The organism is Thioalkalivibrio sp. AKL10 (assembly GCF_000381845.1).
In the GTDB taxonomy this organism is placed as follows: domain Bacteria; phylum Pseudomonadota; class Gammaproteobacteria; order Ectothiorhodospirales; family Ectothiorhodospiraceae; genus Thioalkalivibrio; species Thioalkalivibrio versutus.
Genome location: NZ_KB907142.1, coordinates 1,027,496 through 1,045,958, shown reverse-complemented (window position 1 = coordinate 1,045,958; position 18,463 = coordinate 1,027,496). Strand labels below are relative to the sequence as shown.

General features: G+C 60.4%; 10 protein-coding genes. 3 read left to right on the top strand and 7 right to left on the bottom strand.

From position 1 onward, the window contains the following. Positions 1 to 44: 44 nt before the first annotated feature. Together G333_RS0104985 and G333_RS0104980 are read right to left on the bottom strand one after the other, a co-directional pair. A complete protein-coding gene (locus tag G333_RS0104985) occupies positions 45 to 254 on the bottom strand; it encodes an MbcA/ParS/Xre antitoxin family protein (RefSeq protein WP_019627835.1) in 210 nt (69 codons plus the stop codon). A 74-nt stretch (positions 255 to 328) separates the two neighbouring features. Beyond that, positions 329 to 979 (bottom strand): SOS response-associated peptidase, encoded by a 651-nt coding sequence (locus G333_RS0104980; protein ID WP_026340886.1) that lies wholly within the window; start codon positions 977 to 979, stop codon positions 329 to 331. A gap of 273 nt (positions 980 to 1,252) precedes the next feature. Between G333_RS0104980 and G333_RS0104975 the strand changes: the two genes are divergently transcribed. The 3 genes from G333_RS0104975 (at position 1,253) to G333_RS0104960 (ending at position 8,458) form a co-directional block, all read left to right on the top strand. Then, a complete protein-coding gene (locus G333_RS0104975; protein WP_019627833.1) occupies positions 1,253 to 1,918 on the top strand; it encodes a metallophosphoesterase in 666 nt (221 codons plus the stop codon). A 1,051-nt stretch (positions 1,919 to 2,969) separates the two neighbouring features. Further along, positions 2,970 to 5,249 (top strand): site-specific integrase, encoded by a 2,280-nt coding sequence (locus G333_RS0104965; RefSeq protein WP_019627831.1) that lies wholly within the window; start codon positions 2,970 to 2,972, stop codon positions 5,247 to 5,249. Then, positions 5,246 to 8,458: a site-specific integrase gene (locus G333_RS0104960; RefSeq protein WP_019627830.1), complete on the top strand. Its 3,213-nt coding sequence runs from the start codon at positions 5,246 to 5,248 to the stop codon at positions 8,456 to 8,458. The genes G333_RS0104965 and G333_RS0104960 overlap by 4 nt, the downstream gene beginning before the upstream one ends. A gap of 29 nt (positions 8,459 to 8,487) precedes the next feature. Here G333_RS0104960 and G333_RS0104955 read toward each other — a convergent pair whose 3' ends face one another. From G333_RS0104955 to G333_RS0104935, 5 genes are all read right to left on the bottom strand, one after another. Beyond that, complete coding sequence (locus G333_RS0104955) at positions 8,488 to 9,717, bottom strand: DUF2726 domain-containing protein (RefSeq protein ID WP_019627829.1); 1,230 nt, start codon at positions 9,715 to 9,717, stop codon at positions 8,488 to 8,490. A 309-nt stretch (positions 9,718 to 10,026) separates the two neighbouring features. Continuing rightward, complete coding sequence (locus tag G333_RS0104950) at positions 10,027 to 11,871, bottom strand: hypothetical protein (RefSeq protein WP_019627828.1); 1,845 nt, start codon at positions 11,869 to 11,871, stop codon at positions 10,027 to 10,029. 96 nt (positions 11,872 to 11,967) lie between these two features. After that, positions 11,968 to 12,603 carry a hypothetical protein gene (locus G333_RS0104945; protein WP_019627827.1) on the bottom strand — a complete coding sequence of 212 codons (636 nt, stop codon included), beginning with the start codon at positions 12,601 to 12,603 and terminating at the stop codon, positions 11,968 to 11,970. Between the two features lie 79 nt (positions 12,604 to 12,682). Continuing rightward, complete coding sequence (locus G333_RS0104940) at positions 12,683 to 15,538, bottom strand: ATP-binding protein (RefSeq protein ID WP_019627826.1); 2,856 nt, start codon at positions 15,536 to 15,538, stop codon at positions 12,683 to 12,685. Positions 15,539 to 15,541: 3 nt separating this feature from the next. Beyond that, positions 15,542 to 18,463 (bottom strand): DUF1156 domain-containing protein, encoded by a 2,922-nt coding sequence (locus G333_RS0104935; protein ID WP_231373014.1) that lies wholly within the window; start codon positions 18,461 to 18,463, stop codon positions 15,542 to 15,544.

Sequence of the window (18,463 nt, the reverse complement as noted above, 5' to 3'; positions counted from 1 at the left end):
TTCCGTCATGGCTCCTTTCCCCCTCTCTGTTTGCGTTCGTCCTTCTACGAGAATACGCCGCGCTCGATGCGGTGCAGGACGGTCTCGACCCTATCGGCCCCTTCGTCAGTTTTCAGCAGATCGATTGGCGCCGCTTCGAGCACACGATTCCGCGTCCGCATCCAGCGATCTGCTTTTTCGGGATCCTCAAAGATCACCGCCGCCTTCTCGCGCATACGGGTGATGCGCGCTTCCACTTCGCTCGGGTCGGTCATCGCTGCCATCCTTCCTGCGTGCCCATTTCGGGCTTGGTCATAAAGGTAGCACTACCCCACGGCCTGATGCCCCTTCAGGTGATTGCTTCGATCAAACCGGGGCCGTTGTCGGTTGGGCGATTCACGCGAGTCGAAACGGGGTGATAGACCAAGGCATCCGGGTTCAGACGTACGGTCGCGGCTCGGATCGCCTCCCGCTCCGTCCGCTCGGGATCGAGCCAGTCCCAGCGACAACCGGCATCCAGTACCAGCGGCTTGCGATCATGAATGTGCGCCAGACGCTCGGATGCGGGTTCGGTGATGATCGCGCAGCAGGCCCCTCCGTCCACGGTCGGTTCCCAGATGCCCGCCATCATCAGGATGTCCTGCGGCGCGTCCTCAGCTAGGGTGATGTAGTACGGCTGCTTGCCGTCATTGGTCTTGCGCCACTCGTACCAGCCATCGGCCAGGACAATGCATCGGCGATGCGCGAATGCGGACCGGAAGTACGGACTGGTGGCGACCTTTTCGGCCCGCGCGTTGATCGGGCGAGGGCCGTCCTCCACCCGTTTCGGTCGAAAGCCCCAGAACATCGGCTGGAAAGCGGCTCGCTCCTCCTCGCTGACGCGGAACGCTTCCAGGTCGGTGCCGGGTGCGACGTTGTACCGAGGCGCATCGAAAGCCTCGTCGACCGGAACCTGGAAGTACCGCATCGCCAGCTCACTGGTCGCGCTATAGCGTGTCATCCGTCCGCACATGGCTGCCTGTCCCGCCTGGAAATCTCTGCACGCACCCCGAGCAGCCGTTGCGCGCTCGGACAATACCCGGATCACATCAGCATTGTCGGTACGCCTCCCGGATAGTCCCCGGGTGTGTACCCGAGAGGCGACCGCACCGCATCATTGACCCGCACGCTTCCCTGGCTCATGTTCCGGACTCTAGACTGAACCACAACGGCGATCCGGAATGAGGGCTCCCGGAAAACCGTTGACGAGCAACCCACACACGCCCCGACCGCCATGAAAATCGTATTCGTCGGGGATCCGCATGGCCGGGTCCCCAACATCATCGCCGAGATCGAAGAGCACCACATCGATGCGCATGCCGTGTGCATGGTCGGCGACTTCGACCTCCAGGCGCCGCTCGACCACTACATCGAGCACCTCGCGATTCCCCTGCTGTATATCCCCGGCAACCACGACTATGACAGCGTCGAGTACCACGACCATCTGCTGACGTCGCGGATCGGCACCAACATCGACGGCCAGGTCATCCACACCGGGGGGCTGACCATCGCCGGGCTTGGCGGTCACTTCGTCGGCCGCATCTGGCGGCCGCCGGACCCACCCCGGCACCCTTCGAAGGCGAGCTACGCGGCAGGCCTGAACACGGTCCGGAAATCCGGAACGCCGCCAAACTGGCGCAACGATATGCCCCTGCGCTCTGCGGCGGCGATCTGGCCGGAAGATCTCGAGCGCCTCGCCGGGCAAACGGCCGACGTGCTGGTCACGCACGAGGCCCCCACCACCCACTACCACGGTTTTGCCGAGCTGGACCGGCTCGCGCAGCAGATGGGCGTTCGCCTGATCGTCCACGGCCACCACCACGAGCACTACAACAAGACCCTCGGAGACATCCGCGTGATCGGCTTGGGCGCCGCCCAGGTCCACGGCGAAGTTTTTTAGGCCCGCCCCTCATCGCGCCTCCCAACCCACACCCAAGACCCGTCGACGGGCCGGCCGTGAAAACTCAATATCACATTCGGAAAAACAAGCGACCACAGGCCCTACAGAAAGACCCATCGACGCCCACCAAGGCCCTGTATGAAATTAATATATCACTTATTAAAATTATTTAATGTCAGCTACTTAAAGACCATCGATCGCGGAATTTTGGCCGATATTTAAATTTACACAGAAAAGCATTGACGACCCGTTAAAATCATGATCAGGTTAGAAGGGAGGGGAGTAAAAACAGGGGAAATCGAAAAAATGCCGAAAGGAATACGGAAAGATCTAAAAGTAAGTTACGCGGTATTAGGGAACATCATTCCGCTACATACTTCGTACCAAAATCAGCCGTATGCAATTCCCGGTGATGCATTCACCGATGCAGCAATTCGCGCACTAATTAACTCGCATCCTACCCCCGTGATTCAAGATGGCGAGGAGACCTGCGCGCTCGCCGGAGGCCGCATACTCATAGAGGCGCAAACACGGCTCGCACCGCAGACACGCATACCCGTCATCGACTACACCAGCTGTGCGGAAGATGTCGCCGAGGAGGCCCGTTGGGGCCACGCCGTGCTCGCCTCCCTCCTGACCGCACCTCACCCCGACGTCTTGCCGGCACAGATCGAGTCCCTCCGTGCCGCGATCCCCTTAGACGTGGCAGAGAGATGGATGCCGCGTATGCGATCGGCGCGAGCCCTATCACGTCTGACGGGCATCCACCGGAGCAGGCTGCAGGTCCGGAAAGAATCCGTGCAGCCACTCCCCGCGCAGTCGGAGACCCCGCTGGATCGGATCCGTCGCAGGGCGCTGGGCCATGAGTGAGCAGCCGGAGCCCGCACGACCCGCGGATGGGGTCAACCCGCGGATGGATCCACGATTCCGGGAGCGCCTCGACTGTATCCTTCGCCGCCCACGATCGACGGAAGGGTCGCTCCCATATGTGGTCCGCGAGTGGCTCGCATGTGCGGAGTGGCTGACACGGTGCACAGGGGGGCATACACAAATGGCCACGATGCTCCGTGTGGCGGGTGATCAGATGCTGCGGGATGTGGGTCAGATCGGCTCCTTGCCGCCCATCACAGCGGCCGAAGCCAGTCAGCATGTACGGGGCGAAACCAATGAGACGCCCATCTACAGCATGCTGCTGCACCTTGCCGTAGCGGATCCGACCGTGGCCCATCAGATCCGGCCGCTCGCATCACAGATCCTCCTCGCATATGCCACGCTCATCTACGACGATGGCGGACGGCGGATCGCCCTTTGCACCGAACATCGAGCGGGCAAGCCACCAGTCCCCAGCGCACCGGAGGCCTGCCGGCTGGCGCGACAGCTCGCAGCCGGCAAACACCCGGAAATACTCGCCCACCTACCCTGCGAGCAGACCCATCTCTCCGACGCCTTCGCCCACCTCGAGGCCGTACTGCCGGGGGGAACCGCACCCAAATACGTAACGCAGGCGAGAGCCGTACGCGTCATGATCTACGACGCCAAGGAACGCAGCAGCCGGCGGAACCGGCGGAGTTCCCAGCGCCGGGCGACTACACCGCCGGACCTTGAAGGCGCGGGTGAGGCGGGGCTACGGGAACACCAAAGGCGGCAGCCGGCCGTCGAAGGCACCCGAGTCCTCTCGATTGGCCCACTCTCTCGCGACCAGTCACATGAGTACCAGCGCATCGGCCTGACCACCGCCGAGGTCCGCGCAAAAAGGGTGACCATGCGCTCCAGCATCATGCGCGGCGAGCACCCGGGCGACAGCCTGTCGATGCGGACCCGCCGCCAGCAGGGCATGGTGCGGGACCGGGCTAGGGCCAACCAGCGATTGCCGATCCATCGCGGTCTGCCACGCCCCGACGAAGTCCGGGCCCTACTCGCGGACCTCAGACCCTGGTTGCAAGGCACGGCACCCGCGTGCCAAGCGATCGATGCCGAAGCGGCAGGCCTGCTGGCTCTAATGCTCGCCACCGGTGGGACACTGGACGAACTCCATGGGCTTCCCGTCGTGCAGGAAGAATCCGCAATACCCGATGGCCAGAGCCGAGCAATCCTGACGCGCGGCGGGATCAACCTCTGGGTGCGGGTCCCCGCGCCCGAAATGAATCCCGCGCTGTACAGCGCGGTATCAGACCTCCTGGAGCCGATCCAAACGGGACTTCTGCTCCCTCTCTCGGAACCGATCCTGACCCTTCTGCGGAGTGTCCGAAAAGCCGCCGGGACCCTGCGGACGTCGAGCATGTTCACCTCGGACCCAAAAAACTTGAGGGAGGCAGCAACAAAACGCCTCAGAAAGATCAACGAACGCCACCACAGCCAACTGCGACTGGCGCGCATCCCGTCCGTGCTGCCACAGGTCATCGCGGATCAATGCGGCAACTGGTCCTACGCCTGGATCCTGTCGGGCGACGGGGACCCGCATGCGCATACTCCGCTCGTATATCAGACGACGCCAAAATCCCGCCTGGTCTCTGCCTATCGTGATGCGATCGATCACATCTTCGGCACCTCCGGCGACGACGACGAAGCGGACCCTGCTTCCGCCACCTCGGACGAATGCTATTTCGGCAGTGCGCTCCGGCCGCGGCCCGGGGTATGGGAGGGCATCGCCCGGGAACTGCGCCAGCTGATCCCCGAGATCCCATCCGCCCTAGCTAGTAGCGAAGAACATGCCAGGCATCACAATGCGTATACCCTCTACACCGCGTTGCTGGTCCTGGTCGGTACGGGCCTCCGGGCCATACGCGATCCGATCGAGAGTGTGCTCGACATCGACTGGCATAATGGCCTGCTCTTCGTCGTCGACAAGGAAGCCCGAGCAAACGGCAACGAGCGGCTCATCCCCCTGGCTCCGACCGTCCTCGAACAACTTCAGGCCTACCGACGCCACCTGCTCGCACTCGCGTCCCGGTGGGACCATCGTCGCCCCGACCCGGCTGCCGAGCTGCGGGCCGCTGCAAACGGCAATGATAACTCGACCCCTTTCCTTCTGTTCCTGTCGGAGGATATGTCCGCCAGTCACGTCCGCCCCGGAACACTCTCGGCTCGTCTCCGCAATCTACTCCCCGCCCCGGGGAACATCGGTCGCCATCATATCCGCACGCATCTAACCGAGATGGGCTGCCCAGGCGAATGGATCGACGCCCTACTCGGCCACGAGCCGATTGGTATGGAAGGCTACGGCCCCTATTCGGCTATGAGCATCAATGATCTGCGCGGCGCTGCCACCGATTGGATCGAGCCGATGCTGCAGCGACATGGCTGGATCCCGGTGGAAGGAGTGCCCGCATGACACTTCATCCCGTATGGATCCGTCCGGCGCCGCTCGCCCCTGAAGAATCCATCGGGCGCGAGGCCCGTGTGCGTCAGCGCGCACTGGAAGCCAGCGCGTCCCTCCGCCGGTTACAGCACATAGTGCGTCGCGAATCGCCGGAACTTGCCCACGGGTCACCGCCTCCCGAAGGGCAACGGACCATCGAACACATCGCCCAGTGCATCCAGGAAGAGGCCGAATCGGCGGTCGACTGGCGCAACCAGCACAATTTTTTCGCGGTCGCCATCGATCGCGGGAACCGCCAAGGCCTGTGGACACTCACCGCGCCCAATCTCTATCTGGACTTGCCTCGGGACCTCCTGCTGCGCGATCAAGAAAATTTTCGCCGTGGCACCCAATTCGTGGGCACCAGAAAAGGCTTCACAGCCGCACTCGACGATCTCCACAGACACGAACATCGTTGGCAGAAAAAGGGCGCCACTACCCTCGCCACCCGGCGCGGAGAACTGGTGCTGGCCAGCGCAGTGCTCTTTGGCGGCTACTGCGACGCTCGGCACCTCGGCTTCTTGCCGCAGGCCCTGCAATCTGGCCCGATCCAGCAGTGCGGAGAGCAGTTGTGGCTCGACATCAAGATCCCCGAGTCGAACGCGCGACGTCTGAATCTCGTGGGCGAGTCCGAAGCCCTCCACCGATGGTGTATCGACGACCTGACGGCCGCACTGTTGGCGAACTTTCTGCGTCACCACACGTCCGACCAATTTCCCGTACCGCCCGGAGAGAACGCGAAAAAACGGGCGAAGGAAGTCGTCAGCACGATCCGCGGACTGATGATCGATCTGGGAATATCGACCCCGTCAGGCATGACGCCCGGCCGGTGGTGCCAAGGTGCCTGGGCCGCGCTCGAACGAGAACCCGGCGCATCCGTCCCCGCATATCTCGCAGAATATGCGCTGGGGCGCATACCCAGCTGTTCCCTGCCCCCAGACCGCTGGGTCGCGCTCCTGAATCAGCGAGTTTCGCCCAATGCCAAGCTGAGCCCCCAGCCGTCCAAGGGACTCCCCGATGCGGCCTCGCTGCCCTGTCCCATCAGTCCAAGGGGCACGCCGGACAAGGACACCAGTCGCGTCGCCCGGCGCCTGTTGAAGGCTTTCGATGCCAAGCATTCAAAGAAACTCTCACGGACCGACTGCGTGCGCCGACTGGAAGAGCTGATAAGCACACAGGCCCTCGGCCACCATGTCGTCGCGGACCTACTGGCCCACTGGGCCATCGTGCTCCTGTCGCATGGATCCTCATGGTACCGAAAGCCGCTGGCACCCAGCACCGTCTACGGCAGCTATCTGGCGCCAGTCGCACGGCCCCTGATCAGCCTGCTGGCTAGCGCGGAAATCGACGATCTTCGGGACATGGACACCGACGATTTCGGAGAGATGTATTCGGACGTGCTGCACCAGACCCGCTGGAAGGACAAGGACCTCCCGGCCGCTGCACTGGAGGAGTTCCACGCATACCTTTGTACCCAGCATGGGGTGGCGCCACTCGAAACCACCCTGAGCGGAACCAGTCGAGGAACCCCCCGCGTTCGTGCCCTCATTATTACGGAGGCGGAATACCAGGCCACGCGAAAGGCCATCCAGGCACAGTACAAAGGCCACCCCACCCGAAAGGAAACGCTCGAGACGGCTTTGTTCCTCGGCTTTCGCGCCGGGCTCCGCCCGACCGAATGCACGAAGCTTCGTCTCAATGAAATCCTGGTGAGTACATCCGACACCGTCATAACCGTCAGGACGAACCGCTACGGCACGAACAAGAGTCGACCGTCACTGCGTCGGATCGACCTGGCCGCACTGTGCCCGGACGATGAATTCCACAGCTTTTCCAGTCGGGTGGCGCAACTGCAAGCCTGGTTCGGGAAAGCCCCTAAAACGCTGCTGATGAGCGAGAGCCCGGACAGGGATATCCGCATCGACAGAAATCTACTGCAGACGCAGTTGCAGCCGATCCTTCGGCAAGTGACGAACAACCCCCACATGGTCGTGTACTCCCTGCGCCACAGTGCCCTGACCCGTATGCACCTGCGCGCGGAGGTGCCCGAACGCGATCACGAAATCCACGACCCGGAAGGCGAACGCCCCGTGGACACGACCCTAGTACCACAGCTCACCGGAGGGCAGCCGGATTCCATGAAGAGGCTCCACGCAATCGGCGCCATCGCCGGGCACGCCTCGCCGGAAATGACCCTGACGACCTATCTGCATGGCATGGATTTGGTGCTGTACGAGAAGGTCCGCCAGACGCTTCCCCGACTGGAGGCCACCGTCTACGCGCAACTGCTGGGGCAATCGTACGAATCCACGAAACGCTTCCTGAAGGACCAGCGCCAACCCGATCCGGCTTCCGCCGCCAACCTGCGACCAAGGATCGTCAAGGCCCTCCCAACGAAGAAACACACCCCACCTGTCGCCCAGCCGGCGGGGGCCCACAGTTCCGTTAGTGTTCCCGACGATGCACCCGCCCCAATGGACGTGAACGATCTTATCCGGATCCTGAAGGATCACGATAACGGCTACCCCCTGCCACTCATTGCCAAGCGCTCGGGATTCGAGGATCCCCGCTGTCAGGCCGTCATTGATGCAGCCCAGGAAGTCGCTTCCATCAAGTCGCAGAAAGGCCAGCCCCGCTTCGTTACCAAAGTCCGGAAGCTCGGATTCCGCGGACCCGGGGTGCCGCTCACCCCGGCCCCATTGGAAAGCGACGCAGACTCGCGACTTGCAAACCGCATGATCGAACGCATGAGAGGCCTGCTTTCGCAGTCCGGTCCACTGGGCGACATCGGCCCCGTTATTGAGCACTTCCTAACCCACGTCGAAGCGCAGAATTCCGGAGTTCGCTTCTATAAGCCCAAGGAAGCCAAGCCGTTCGTCGAACTCCTTCGCCATCTCACTGATGACCACCGCATGATCTTCGGCACGCACGTCTACTCGGAGAACAGCCGACTTGACATCGAGACACAGATTAAGCGCTGGAGAGACAGGCTGGACATTGCCGTCAAAAGCGACAGAAACCGGGTACTACATCGGGATGGCGGAAGTTATGGGAAGCTGACCGTTACCCTGCTTCTTCCAACATCGAATGGTCGTCACACTTCGGCCCATGCCTACAAGTACGTTTTACACCTTGCAGCAATCGCCCTACTTACTGGAAAGCGGATCACGCCTCCCTCGTGAGATCCAGCATGCCTCCATCTGCGCACACCTCACTGCCGCTGGTTCTCTTCGCGCTCCAAGATCCACTCCCCACACTCGCCATCAAGAGCTTCCAGCCCAGTAACAGTAGCCGCCTCCACTGTGAGAGAACCAAGCTTTCCCGAAAACATCTCTGGCACCTTCAGCGCTCCATAAAAAGGACCAAATATCGCATCAGAAACACGTTTTTCCGACCTCATCCTAAACGAAACCTCAAGCCCCTCCTCAAAGCAACCGGATTCCTCGATTTCTAAGTCCACTCCCGAAGACAAGAACTCTTGGAGATATTTGTACTCGCTTACGGAAAGCCTTCGCTTCCAGCTTTCCGCGTCCTCCAAACCTCGAACATTCCACTCTACGCCTAAATCGACCGATTCAAAATACGTATCCATTTCAATTTCATCAACCATCTCGATGAGGGCTTCACGAGGAACCTGAATCACACGATTAGCCTTTTTATACCCCGAAATGGACCTCTCGAGCATCTCCCTCTTCTTCCTATAAAACTCCCCCCAATAGACCTTCTTTTTAATAAACTCCTCCTCAACAACCTCACTCATCCGCCCGATTAGGACAGCGAAGTAAGAACCCACATTCCCCACACCATCAGCAAATCCTTCGCTCAGAGGGTAGTTTCGATAGCTAATCCGCAGAACCGGCAATGAGTTCTCCAAGAGAAACTTATCTCGTTCGTCATCCTTCTTTGCGTTCTGCGGGTCATCGTGCCAAGGGCCATCGAACTCCACAACAAATAGAGGCTTAGACAATGGCGGGGCCGACGCTACCAATAGGTCAACGCGATGGGCAGAAAATCGGTTACCAAGCGATCCACCTGGTTCGGGCTTTATGATTTGAGGAATGGCGACCTCCTCGTAAATCCTAAAACGCGCCGCAGCTTCGTCGGATATTCCGCGAATCAGATCCCTTTGCCACCCACCCGGCCATTCCTGTATTTCTTTTTCGCTGAAAATATTGAGCGCGGATTTCACTGTCCGCATGAGCCGAGCCTCACTTATATTAGTAACCCTACGGAATGCCGGAGAGTATCTATAGCCCAGATCCAAGCAATTCGAAAACTCCACCAAAGAACGAGCGTCGTCAAGCTGACCGACAAACGTTGGTATCTTATGCTCCTCAAGCAACTGCAAGACGCTTCTCTCCTGATCGGTCTCGGGCTCCCGAACAAAAGCAGCGACCAAGACTCCCTTTTCCTGGCCGACAACCATCGAGATAGGGATCATCCCTTGAAGACAAGCGCGTCGATTTTTGCCTTCGAGGCCATTGGGATCAATGAACGCGGCAGGCTGTGTTAGGCAGAGGGTCCGATGCTGCGTGTGGTTGCGCTCTTGGATCCATGTACCGATTGTTTCTCGAGCAGCATCGACATCAGGGGGGAGGACGTGAGCCAGACGGAGCCTATCTTGCATGTTGGTCACCTATAAGGATGCGAGAGACTAGATGAGCATTGAGATATCGCGTCAAGAACGCTTTGACCGTGAGGTCAATTGAGGGCGCATGGTCCCTGACCTCCTCATCAGTGAACACTATAGCTAAAGCGCGTTGACCCACCCACCGAATGCCTCGAGTTCAGGCGCGGAGCAGATTACAGACAACGACCAGCCATTCGGGCTGACAAGAATCCTTGACATACCCACATAGACCTCTGAAAGCGCCCACTGCGTGTTTGCCCTGGAAATAACGAGTATCACGGCTGAGGATTCCCAGCCTTTGAAGCTTCTGATCGTTGTAACCTTAACCCGAGCGTCACCCTTGTAGAATGCGAGTTTCCGACGTCGGGCGGATCGGCTCGCGTCCTCTTCTGCGGTGTTCTCGTCCGGGAACGTGTGGATGCAACGAACCCCGTGGGCACGGAGTTCATCTACGATCTTGCGGCCGTCCTCGATGTTTTGCACAAGGACTGCGAGGTCTGCCCATGGATGACTTCGCTGTGGAGCCAGGATATCGGCTACAGCTCTCTCCACACGGCGCTTCGGCGACACCTGATTCCATTGGAGGGCGTCAATCGCCAAGTGGGTCTGTTCGCTAGAGGCGTCTGCGCCACGAGTTGGGGCTAATGCCAACCATTCGGGTAAGTATCGGCCGATAAACTCCGAACAGATATCTTGTAGCTTCCCTGGCAGGCGATGACTTCCGGAGAGGGTGTACCACGTCGAGGCCAGCCCGGAGCCTGCTCTGTTCTCGCCCTCGGCAAGCCACGAAAGGTCTGTGCCGTATAGATTCTGGGCATGATCGGCCGCAAGGAGCATTTCTCCACCCGGCTTCAGGCTGCCCCGTAGAGCTTTCCACCATCCAAGGGAGAAGTCCTGCCCCTCGTCGACCAGTATGGCGTCGTACTGCTCATCTGGACCCAGCTGGCTAGCCCAGATGCTTGCCCGCTCTGCCAGAAGCGCCTGCAGGATCTGCTCTCCGTCCCCATTGCGCCAAAGAGCATCATAGTCGCTGATTTGGCCTGTACGCAGCGCAATTAACTTGCACCAGTAGTGAAAGTTCCATGCCTCCACCTTTTCACGCATGGAACCACCACCGAACCGTACAACCGAATCCAGGAGGAAATTGATGAGGGTGATGTTGTAGCAAACGATAAGCACGCGCTGGGCACCCGCAGCAATCAGAGATGCAGCCCTGCCGGCCACCACCAATGTCTTGCCAGAACCAGCAGGTCCACGGATTTTCCTGAAGCGCTGTGCCGGCGGGCTGTAAATCACCTGCTTTTGCCGAGAATCAAGAGACTTTTCGATATTGCGCCGCTGCTCCCTCGAGACCTCCGGCTCGGTCAACCAACGGCGAAGATCCTCCGCAAACACAGGCTGCATCTCTTGGTTTCGATGCGCCCGCGCATTCGGGACGATGCGCTCTATTCTTTGAGCGTCCAGCCGATCGCGACCCACAATTTTGTTCCCCGACGCTGATTGCAGGGCCTTCGCGGCTTGGAGGGCCGGTTCGAACAGCGCCTCGGCCTGGGCTGTCGAGGCTTTTGCCATTACAAGAAGCGTACCCACCGCGGAAAAACCATGCTGGTCGGGCAAACGAGGGCAGAACAGATCAAAGACCGCGCGCTTGTATTCCTGAAGCTTAATGATCGGATCATCACGAGATTTGCTGAAAGTCCGCGCCCCATCCGTGGCACACAAGGTTGGGCGGTCCCGGCGAGAGTCCTCGCGGTAGAAATATTCGAGTCGGTCCAGATCCCAGTCCTTCACCTCGACCACGACTATGCCAACCTCTTCGTTCAAGAGGACGAAGTCAGGCCGCAGACCATTCAGGTGCGGCTGGATGTAGATTTCCCACCGGCTGCCCAAGTTCTCCGCGAGAACCTCCAGCGTTCGCAGTTCGCCGGGGGTCAGGGGCGTCCGGAGGGTGCTGAGCTGATCCATGGGTGGGTCGATAACACCCGCACTCATGGTTAGACACGCCCCAAGAATTGGCCAATCTTCACTGGGCGTCCATTCAGTGCAGCATCCACTTGGTTTTCACTCCCCTGCCAAATTCCGTTCAGAGGTCGTTTGATACGCCGGGAGCTCGCTCTGCAGGGCTTCGAGGATCGTCGTCAGTGGGTCTACGAAGGAGAAATGCGGAGCACCAGGTTCATGGCCATAGAAAGGCGCGTTGAGCTTGCGCCTCGATTCCTCGATCCGTGCCATGCGGGCATGCAGGTCAACGCGGTGCTGGACATGAGAGCCATAGAGGGCTTCGACCCAAGCTTGCAGCACTGTGAGGCGCTCCGCTGGGGAGAGGGACCGGGCATCCGGTCCGTGGAGGCCCCACAAATGACTCAATGTCTTGCGGGCAGGGGCGCGTGTCGGCGGCGCCTGCTGTCGAAGCTTCCGGATATCCTGCTGGATGCCCGATCGACGTTTTCGGAGATCCATCCGGTAGAGCGTGAACGAGAACGGCGTCGCGAGCAGAAGGATCAGGAAAACTAGCGGAAACGCGGCGAGCTGGGCTATCCGCTTTCCGCCGGAGTCGGCCCACTGGATGCTGATGCCGGAAAATGGAGAGTGGAACGGCGGCGGGTTTTCCGAAAGATCCGCGAGGCTCTGTTGCCAGTGCTCCAGTAAGGCCTGCGTTGCCAGGTCGGCACAGCGTCTTTCCGCGGATGTGAGCATACCCCCCCCCTGAACGACTCAGCCGCTCAATGCCCGTTAAAGCAGCATCGCCAGCGAGGAACTCTTATGGCGGGTCGGCTCATTGATCCTCTCCGCCTTCGAAATCCGCGGATTTGAAGCGCAGTACATTGCAGTTTTCCCGGACGGTCCGCTGTAGCGATTCATCGAAGCCTTTGGGCGCCACCGCCTCGATGTCGACCGAGATCTTGACCTCTACCCCGGTGCGGGCAGTGAACTGCTCGACGACCTCATCCATGATGTTCGCAAAGTCCATTTTTGCCCGGATCGGATCCAGATGAATGGTCCCGTAGAACTGGGTCCTGACGGCCGGTGTAACACCTCCCCCCGAAGGCAAAGGGGCATCGTCCGGACCACCGGTGGACGCAGGCCGGGGAGCACCAGGCTCCTCCGGCGAGGCAGGCTCTCCCGCCGGTGAGGGATGCGCCGCGGCCGCTTCGGCCTGGAGTTTGTCTTTGTAGGCGCGGGCCGTTTCACGCTCGATCAAGAGCGATTCTTGATCGAGCTGGCCAATCCCGCGATCCCCGAAGACAAATCCGAGGTAACGCTCGTCTTCCTTGCCCGCAGCAAAGCCGAAGAAGTCTTCACCCTCGATCCCGTTAGTAATGGCGTTTCGGAATACAGCGTCGTCCACAAGACGAGGCAGATACAGGTAGTGACAGGTGTCCTGCCAGACACGCAGTGCCGACACGTCCGGCGTGTCGTCGCGGAAGTACCACTTCTGCAGGATGTCGCGCAGGAACACGGGCGACCACTCGTAGATCACCCACTCTTCCTCGCGCAGCTTGGATTCGATCGCCTCAACCAAATTCGGCGAGGTGGTCGAGACGGCCGCCTCGTCCCACTTCAGCACAGGCGCTCCCTTTTCGAACTCTTCGAAGGGAACCATCAGCCATTTGTAGGCCTCTCGCACCATCTGAGCGAGGGACTTCTCGGCATTCTCAACATTGCGCCTGGCCTGACGCAGGTGGTTCAGATCCTGGTTGAGCGATCCGTTGTCCAGATCCTCAACGATGGACTTCCATGCCAGGTAAGTGCGCCCCTGATCCTTCAATCGGGAGACCGCATCGGCATCAGCCGCCAAAAAGATCAGGCGGTTCTGCTTCTGGCGTGGCTGATCGCCCCGATTGCGCAGCGTCTTGTCAGCCTCGGCGCGGGCGAAGTTGCTCTCGGCCCTGCTATATGGCGCCGAAACGGGCAGAACCACCAGGCGCGGCCCCGAACCATATTCGTCCGGCACATCGCCTGATGGAGTAAAGACGTGGATTCCCGCGAAGTGGTGGTTGCGCCCAAATACACGCGTAATCCGTTCCTTCAGCAGAGGAATCAGACCATCGCGCTCGCTAATGTTCTGCTTGCGGCTTTCCATCTCCCGCCGCAGGTTTGCCCGCGTATCCAGCCAGTACCGATCGTTTTCCGAATAGAGATAGTGCAGCGCGTCGCGAAGATGCTTCAGTGCATCTTCGAACACGCCGATGCTCTGGCCCGGTTGGACTGCACCCAGCAAGACACGCTCGTGCTTGATACCGCGCACCGTTGCATCACTGGTGACCGGTGCGCTGCCCAGGAAGATGGTGCGCGCCATCCTTCGAGCGGCCTGTACACCACCAAAGATCGGCGCCCGGGTGTCCAGCCCCATCGCCACGGAGCGCTCGCCGTCCACCTCACCTTCGATCACCGGTTCCCAGCCGGGCGGCAGATAATGGATGCTCTTCTGCCGCACATTGGCGTCCTCCAGCGGGATCGACCCCGGCATGATCAGGGCATCACGATTCTCCGAGACCCAGAGACGGTGGATCACCATCGCCATGTACTGCAGCACACCGCGTGTACGCTGAAATTTCTCCAGGGTCGCCCAGTCCTCGTACAACCGATCGAAGATCTCCGGATGGATCGGATAGGAATGGACCATCCGATCGTAATATTCGTTGGACTGGGTCTCGACCGGAAACTTGTCGGCGTGCTTGCGATAGAAATCCGAGAATTGCCGGCTCACGCCCTGCACTTCGGACACATTGCCCGCATCCTCAAACAAACGCCGCCGGACGATCTCGAAGGATTCTTTGGAGGCCACCGGCTTCCAAACGGACTCCACGCGCCCAAAGTATTTCTCCAGCGCCGTCAGCGTCTGCTGGCCATGGGCCCCGCCGCTTTCCAGATCCGACTCCGGAAGGGAAGCCAGCAGGATGGCGTTATCCACGGCTTTCATGGCCTCGGTCAGCGCCTGGATGAAACTCAGGTTGGCGTCGAAGGTGCCCGCCCGGTACGACTTCCCGGGCTCCAGTTGACGCACAAACGCCAGCAGCTCGTCGATCAGGATCACGCAGGGGGCGGCACGTTTCAGCAGTTCCGTCAAAACCGCCTTGCCTGGCGAGGTCCCGCTCTGGTCACTCTCGGCGACCATCGCGTAGCCCTCGCCTTTCAGCAGCTGCCACGCCAGCTCGCCCCAGAGCGTATTGACCTTCTGCCCGGCGTACTGCCCGGCCTGGCTGGGGGATAGCTTGATCCCGTCGATCACGGCCACCCGCGCCTCCGGTAGGTCATCCACCCCGGCCTCGTCCAGCAGCGGCGGAATGCCCGCCAGCTTGTCGGTCGACGTCTTGCGCGCAGCCAGGTGATACACCGCCAGCATGGTGTGCGTCTTGCCCCCACCAAATGCGGTCTGCAACTGGATCACCGGATCCCCGCCTCGCCCCCCAAGGCGCTGCGTAACGGAGATCAGCAACAGCCGCATGCCCTCGGTGATGTAGGTGCGGGAGAAGAACTTCTCTGCGTCCTGATACTCGGGCGGGGCCGCACCGGCCGCCACCAACGAGATGTCCGCCGCGAACTCGGATTCCTTGAGCGAGCCCTCCAGCACATCCTTGTGGGGCTTGGCGATTTCCTTCCAGGGTTTCAAACTCATCGGTTCTTCCAAACGTCAGTATTCCAGTTCCAGGCCCGCCTGCTCGCCGCTACGGCCGGTTTCGTGCGAGGCAGCGACGATGGCGTTCCAGGACGCGATCAGCTCGTTGTAGGCACGCGCCTCTTCCGCCCATCTCTTGCGTTCGCACAGGGTATAGAGGTGGTAGGCCAGCTGGCGAATCGACTCGCCCTTCTCCGGCATGCGTGCCAGCAACTCCCCGGCAGCCGACTCGCCCTGGTTCTGCAGGCGGCGGATCATCTGGTGGCACGCCTCCCACACCGGGGTTCGCTTGTCGGTCAGCGGATCCCACTCGGACTCGTACTCACTCCATTTAAGCAGGCGCACCTTGCCGCCTCCGGATTCCACCACGTTGGCCTCGACCACGCCATCCACCGTGGTGCCCTTGGCCTGAGCCAGCACCTGGGCTTCGCCAAACGGACCCGCGCTCCACGCGTACTGGTCAAACCAACTAGAACAGAACAAGGTGTCGGCATCGAAGCTGCCCGAGTCCGGGGTCAGGAACTCGGTGATGGCGCGATTGATCAGCACCAGCGCATCGTGAACGCCCATGGCCGAGCCATCCTGATTGAGTACAGCCGAGTACCCAGAGTAGATCGCAATACCCGGTCCAATCGCCGCCTGCGCCAGATCCACCGGCGCGATCGGTGCCTGCCCGGATTCGCCGCCAATCATCGTCTCCAGCGCTTCGGGCATCTCCTCACGCAGCCGCCGCTGGAAATCCCGTCGGGAGCATGCGGGGGCGTCTTCCGATCGCTTGCGACACACGAGCACGATCGACGACGCGAGCGCGTTTGTACCGATACCGATCGACCTAGCGCCGCGCTCTGTCCTAACGGGCCAAGTACCATCGATAGAAAACCCAGCCCATATTACCGCGCCAAGGAATGTGACCCACCCTGTACTGGCAGTACTGCCTTCCCTCGTTTCCGACTGCTTGAACGCATAGTAGATACTCAAGGGGAAAGCCGGGTGGGCCTGTTCCGCGAGGTTATGGATCGCACGGGTCATACCCTCCATGAAGAAGGATTCGGCCGCTTCCCGACCGCCGTGCCGATAGGGTGTGGCAACCAACTCTTCGGCCTTCGGGACAGCCATCGTAGAAAAGAGATCGGGGAAAATAGGACGCAGCGAACGCCGCATCCAGACATAGAAGAAGTCGGATAGATCAGCGTATCCGATATTGTCGTAATAAGGCGGATCGGTTGAAATCACCTTTTCCATAGAAATCTTCTGAGACTGGGCATCTGCCTGACTCGCGAAACCAGCATTACCTGGCGTAAATTTATTAATGACGCGAATCACCCAATCCAAACACGTACCAAACCAATTACCACTGCCATTGGAAAACGGGCTTGCTTCCGCATAATCCCAAACCATAGCGATAGCCTGCCTAGTGAACGCGTGCGCGACAAATCCACCTCCACATTCCCATGTGGCATTTGAATTCCAGTAATCCGCCGCCCGGCCCAGAGCCAGTGTCAGAAAAGTCGCCAAGCTATCACCATACGCTGTGGCACCGCTCCCTCCGGCATCGAGGCTCGTTGAATCTTCGTGCATGCCGGCGGCTTTGGCGTCTTCGATCGCCTTTTCCCGCGCCTCCTGAACCAAGTCGGAGAACGTGTTCAGTGCGACCAGTTGCCGAGGAGTGAAGAGCTCGCCATAAGTCTTCATCCCATACATCGGGGGTGAGAACCATCGAGGATTCTCAGGCATAAGAGCACTTGGTGACCAATCGGGTTGTAGGCGTTCTGCTGTCTCCTCGTGCGAGGGGCCAGGTGGCAAATAAAGCCGACCTCTCTTCCCTTCAACCACGATGGACATGAGCCGCTGGCCCAGCTTTCCCGATTTACCTTGCTCATAAATATATTTCGGCGAAATCGGCACCCCTGAAAGCACGCACTTAAAATTCGCTCCGCGCCCCAGCTTCGTTCCAAGCTTGGCGCCTTCGGGTGGCGCCCCCATCCGAATCTCAAACCGATAGCTGTCACCTTCGATCATGGGCTCGACAAAGGCCTCCTTGCCCTTCTTGCTGGACAGGACAAAATTCGACGCCAGTGGCACCTCGACATGGCCGAAGGCCGGATTGGGGCTCTTGACGGTGCGTGCCCACAGCCAAGCGATGACCGTCAGCTCCTGACCCTCGTAGGGCTGGAGGTCCGGTCGGTCGGCGGTCATCTCCGGAGTGATCTTCACCTTGGGATACAGGTGGCCGATGCGCTTGAAGGCCTCTTCGCGCATCCAATGGCCGTAGCGGCGCACGTCCTCGGCGAGGCCCTTGGCGCTCGCCCAGTCCTCCGCCATATCTTTCTGCTTCTCGCCGGCTGGTACGGGCCCCACTGGAGGCTGCCCGGCGAAGCGCGGCGGGATCTCGATCATGGCCTTGTTGATCATCACCGCCACCGGATTCAAGTCCGAGGCGTAGCTTTCCAGCCCCAGGCGCTGCGCCTCCAGCGGGATCGCGCCGCCCCCGGCGAAGGGGTCGTGGAACGCCGGGAGTTTGTCCGGGTTGAACAGCTCGGTCGCCCGGGGGTGGTTTCGGTTCAGCTCGCAGGTCTCGCGCCAGCTCTCCCAGATGGCCGCCCGGGCGCGGTTAAGCACCTCTTCGTTATTCGTGTTCTCCCACTTGATCAGGTCGCGGATGATGTCGAACAGCACCTCGCGCTTGCGTTCGGCCTCCTTCTTGTTCACCCCACGGCGGAATCCCTCTCCCTGCTGGAAGCCGGGGTCGTTCACCAGCTGGGCGAACAGCACGGCCCGCGCCGCAGCCAGCGGCCGCCGCGCCCACCACAGATGAAGAGTGCTGGGATGGCCATGCCGGATCGATTTCTCGCGTGCCGCGGCGACATTGATATCGTCCAGCGGCAGCGCCACTTCGATCAGTTTTCGTGGGGCTTTGACGGGGGGCATTGAGGGCAT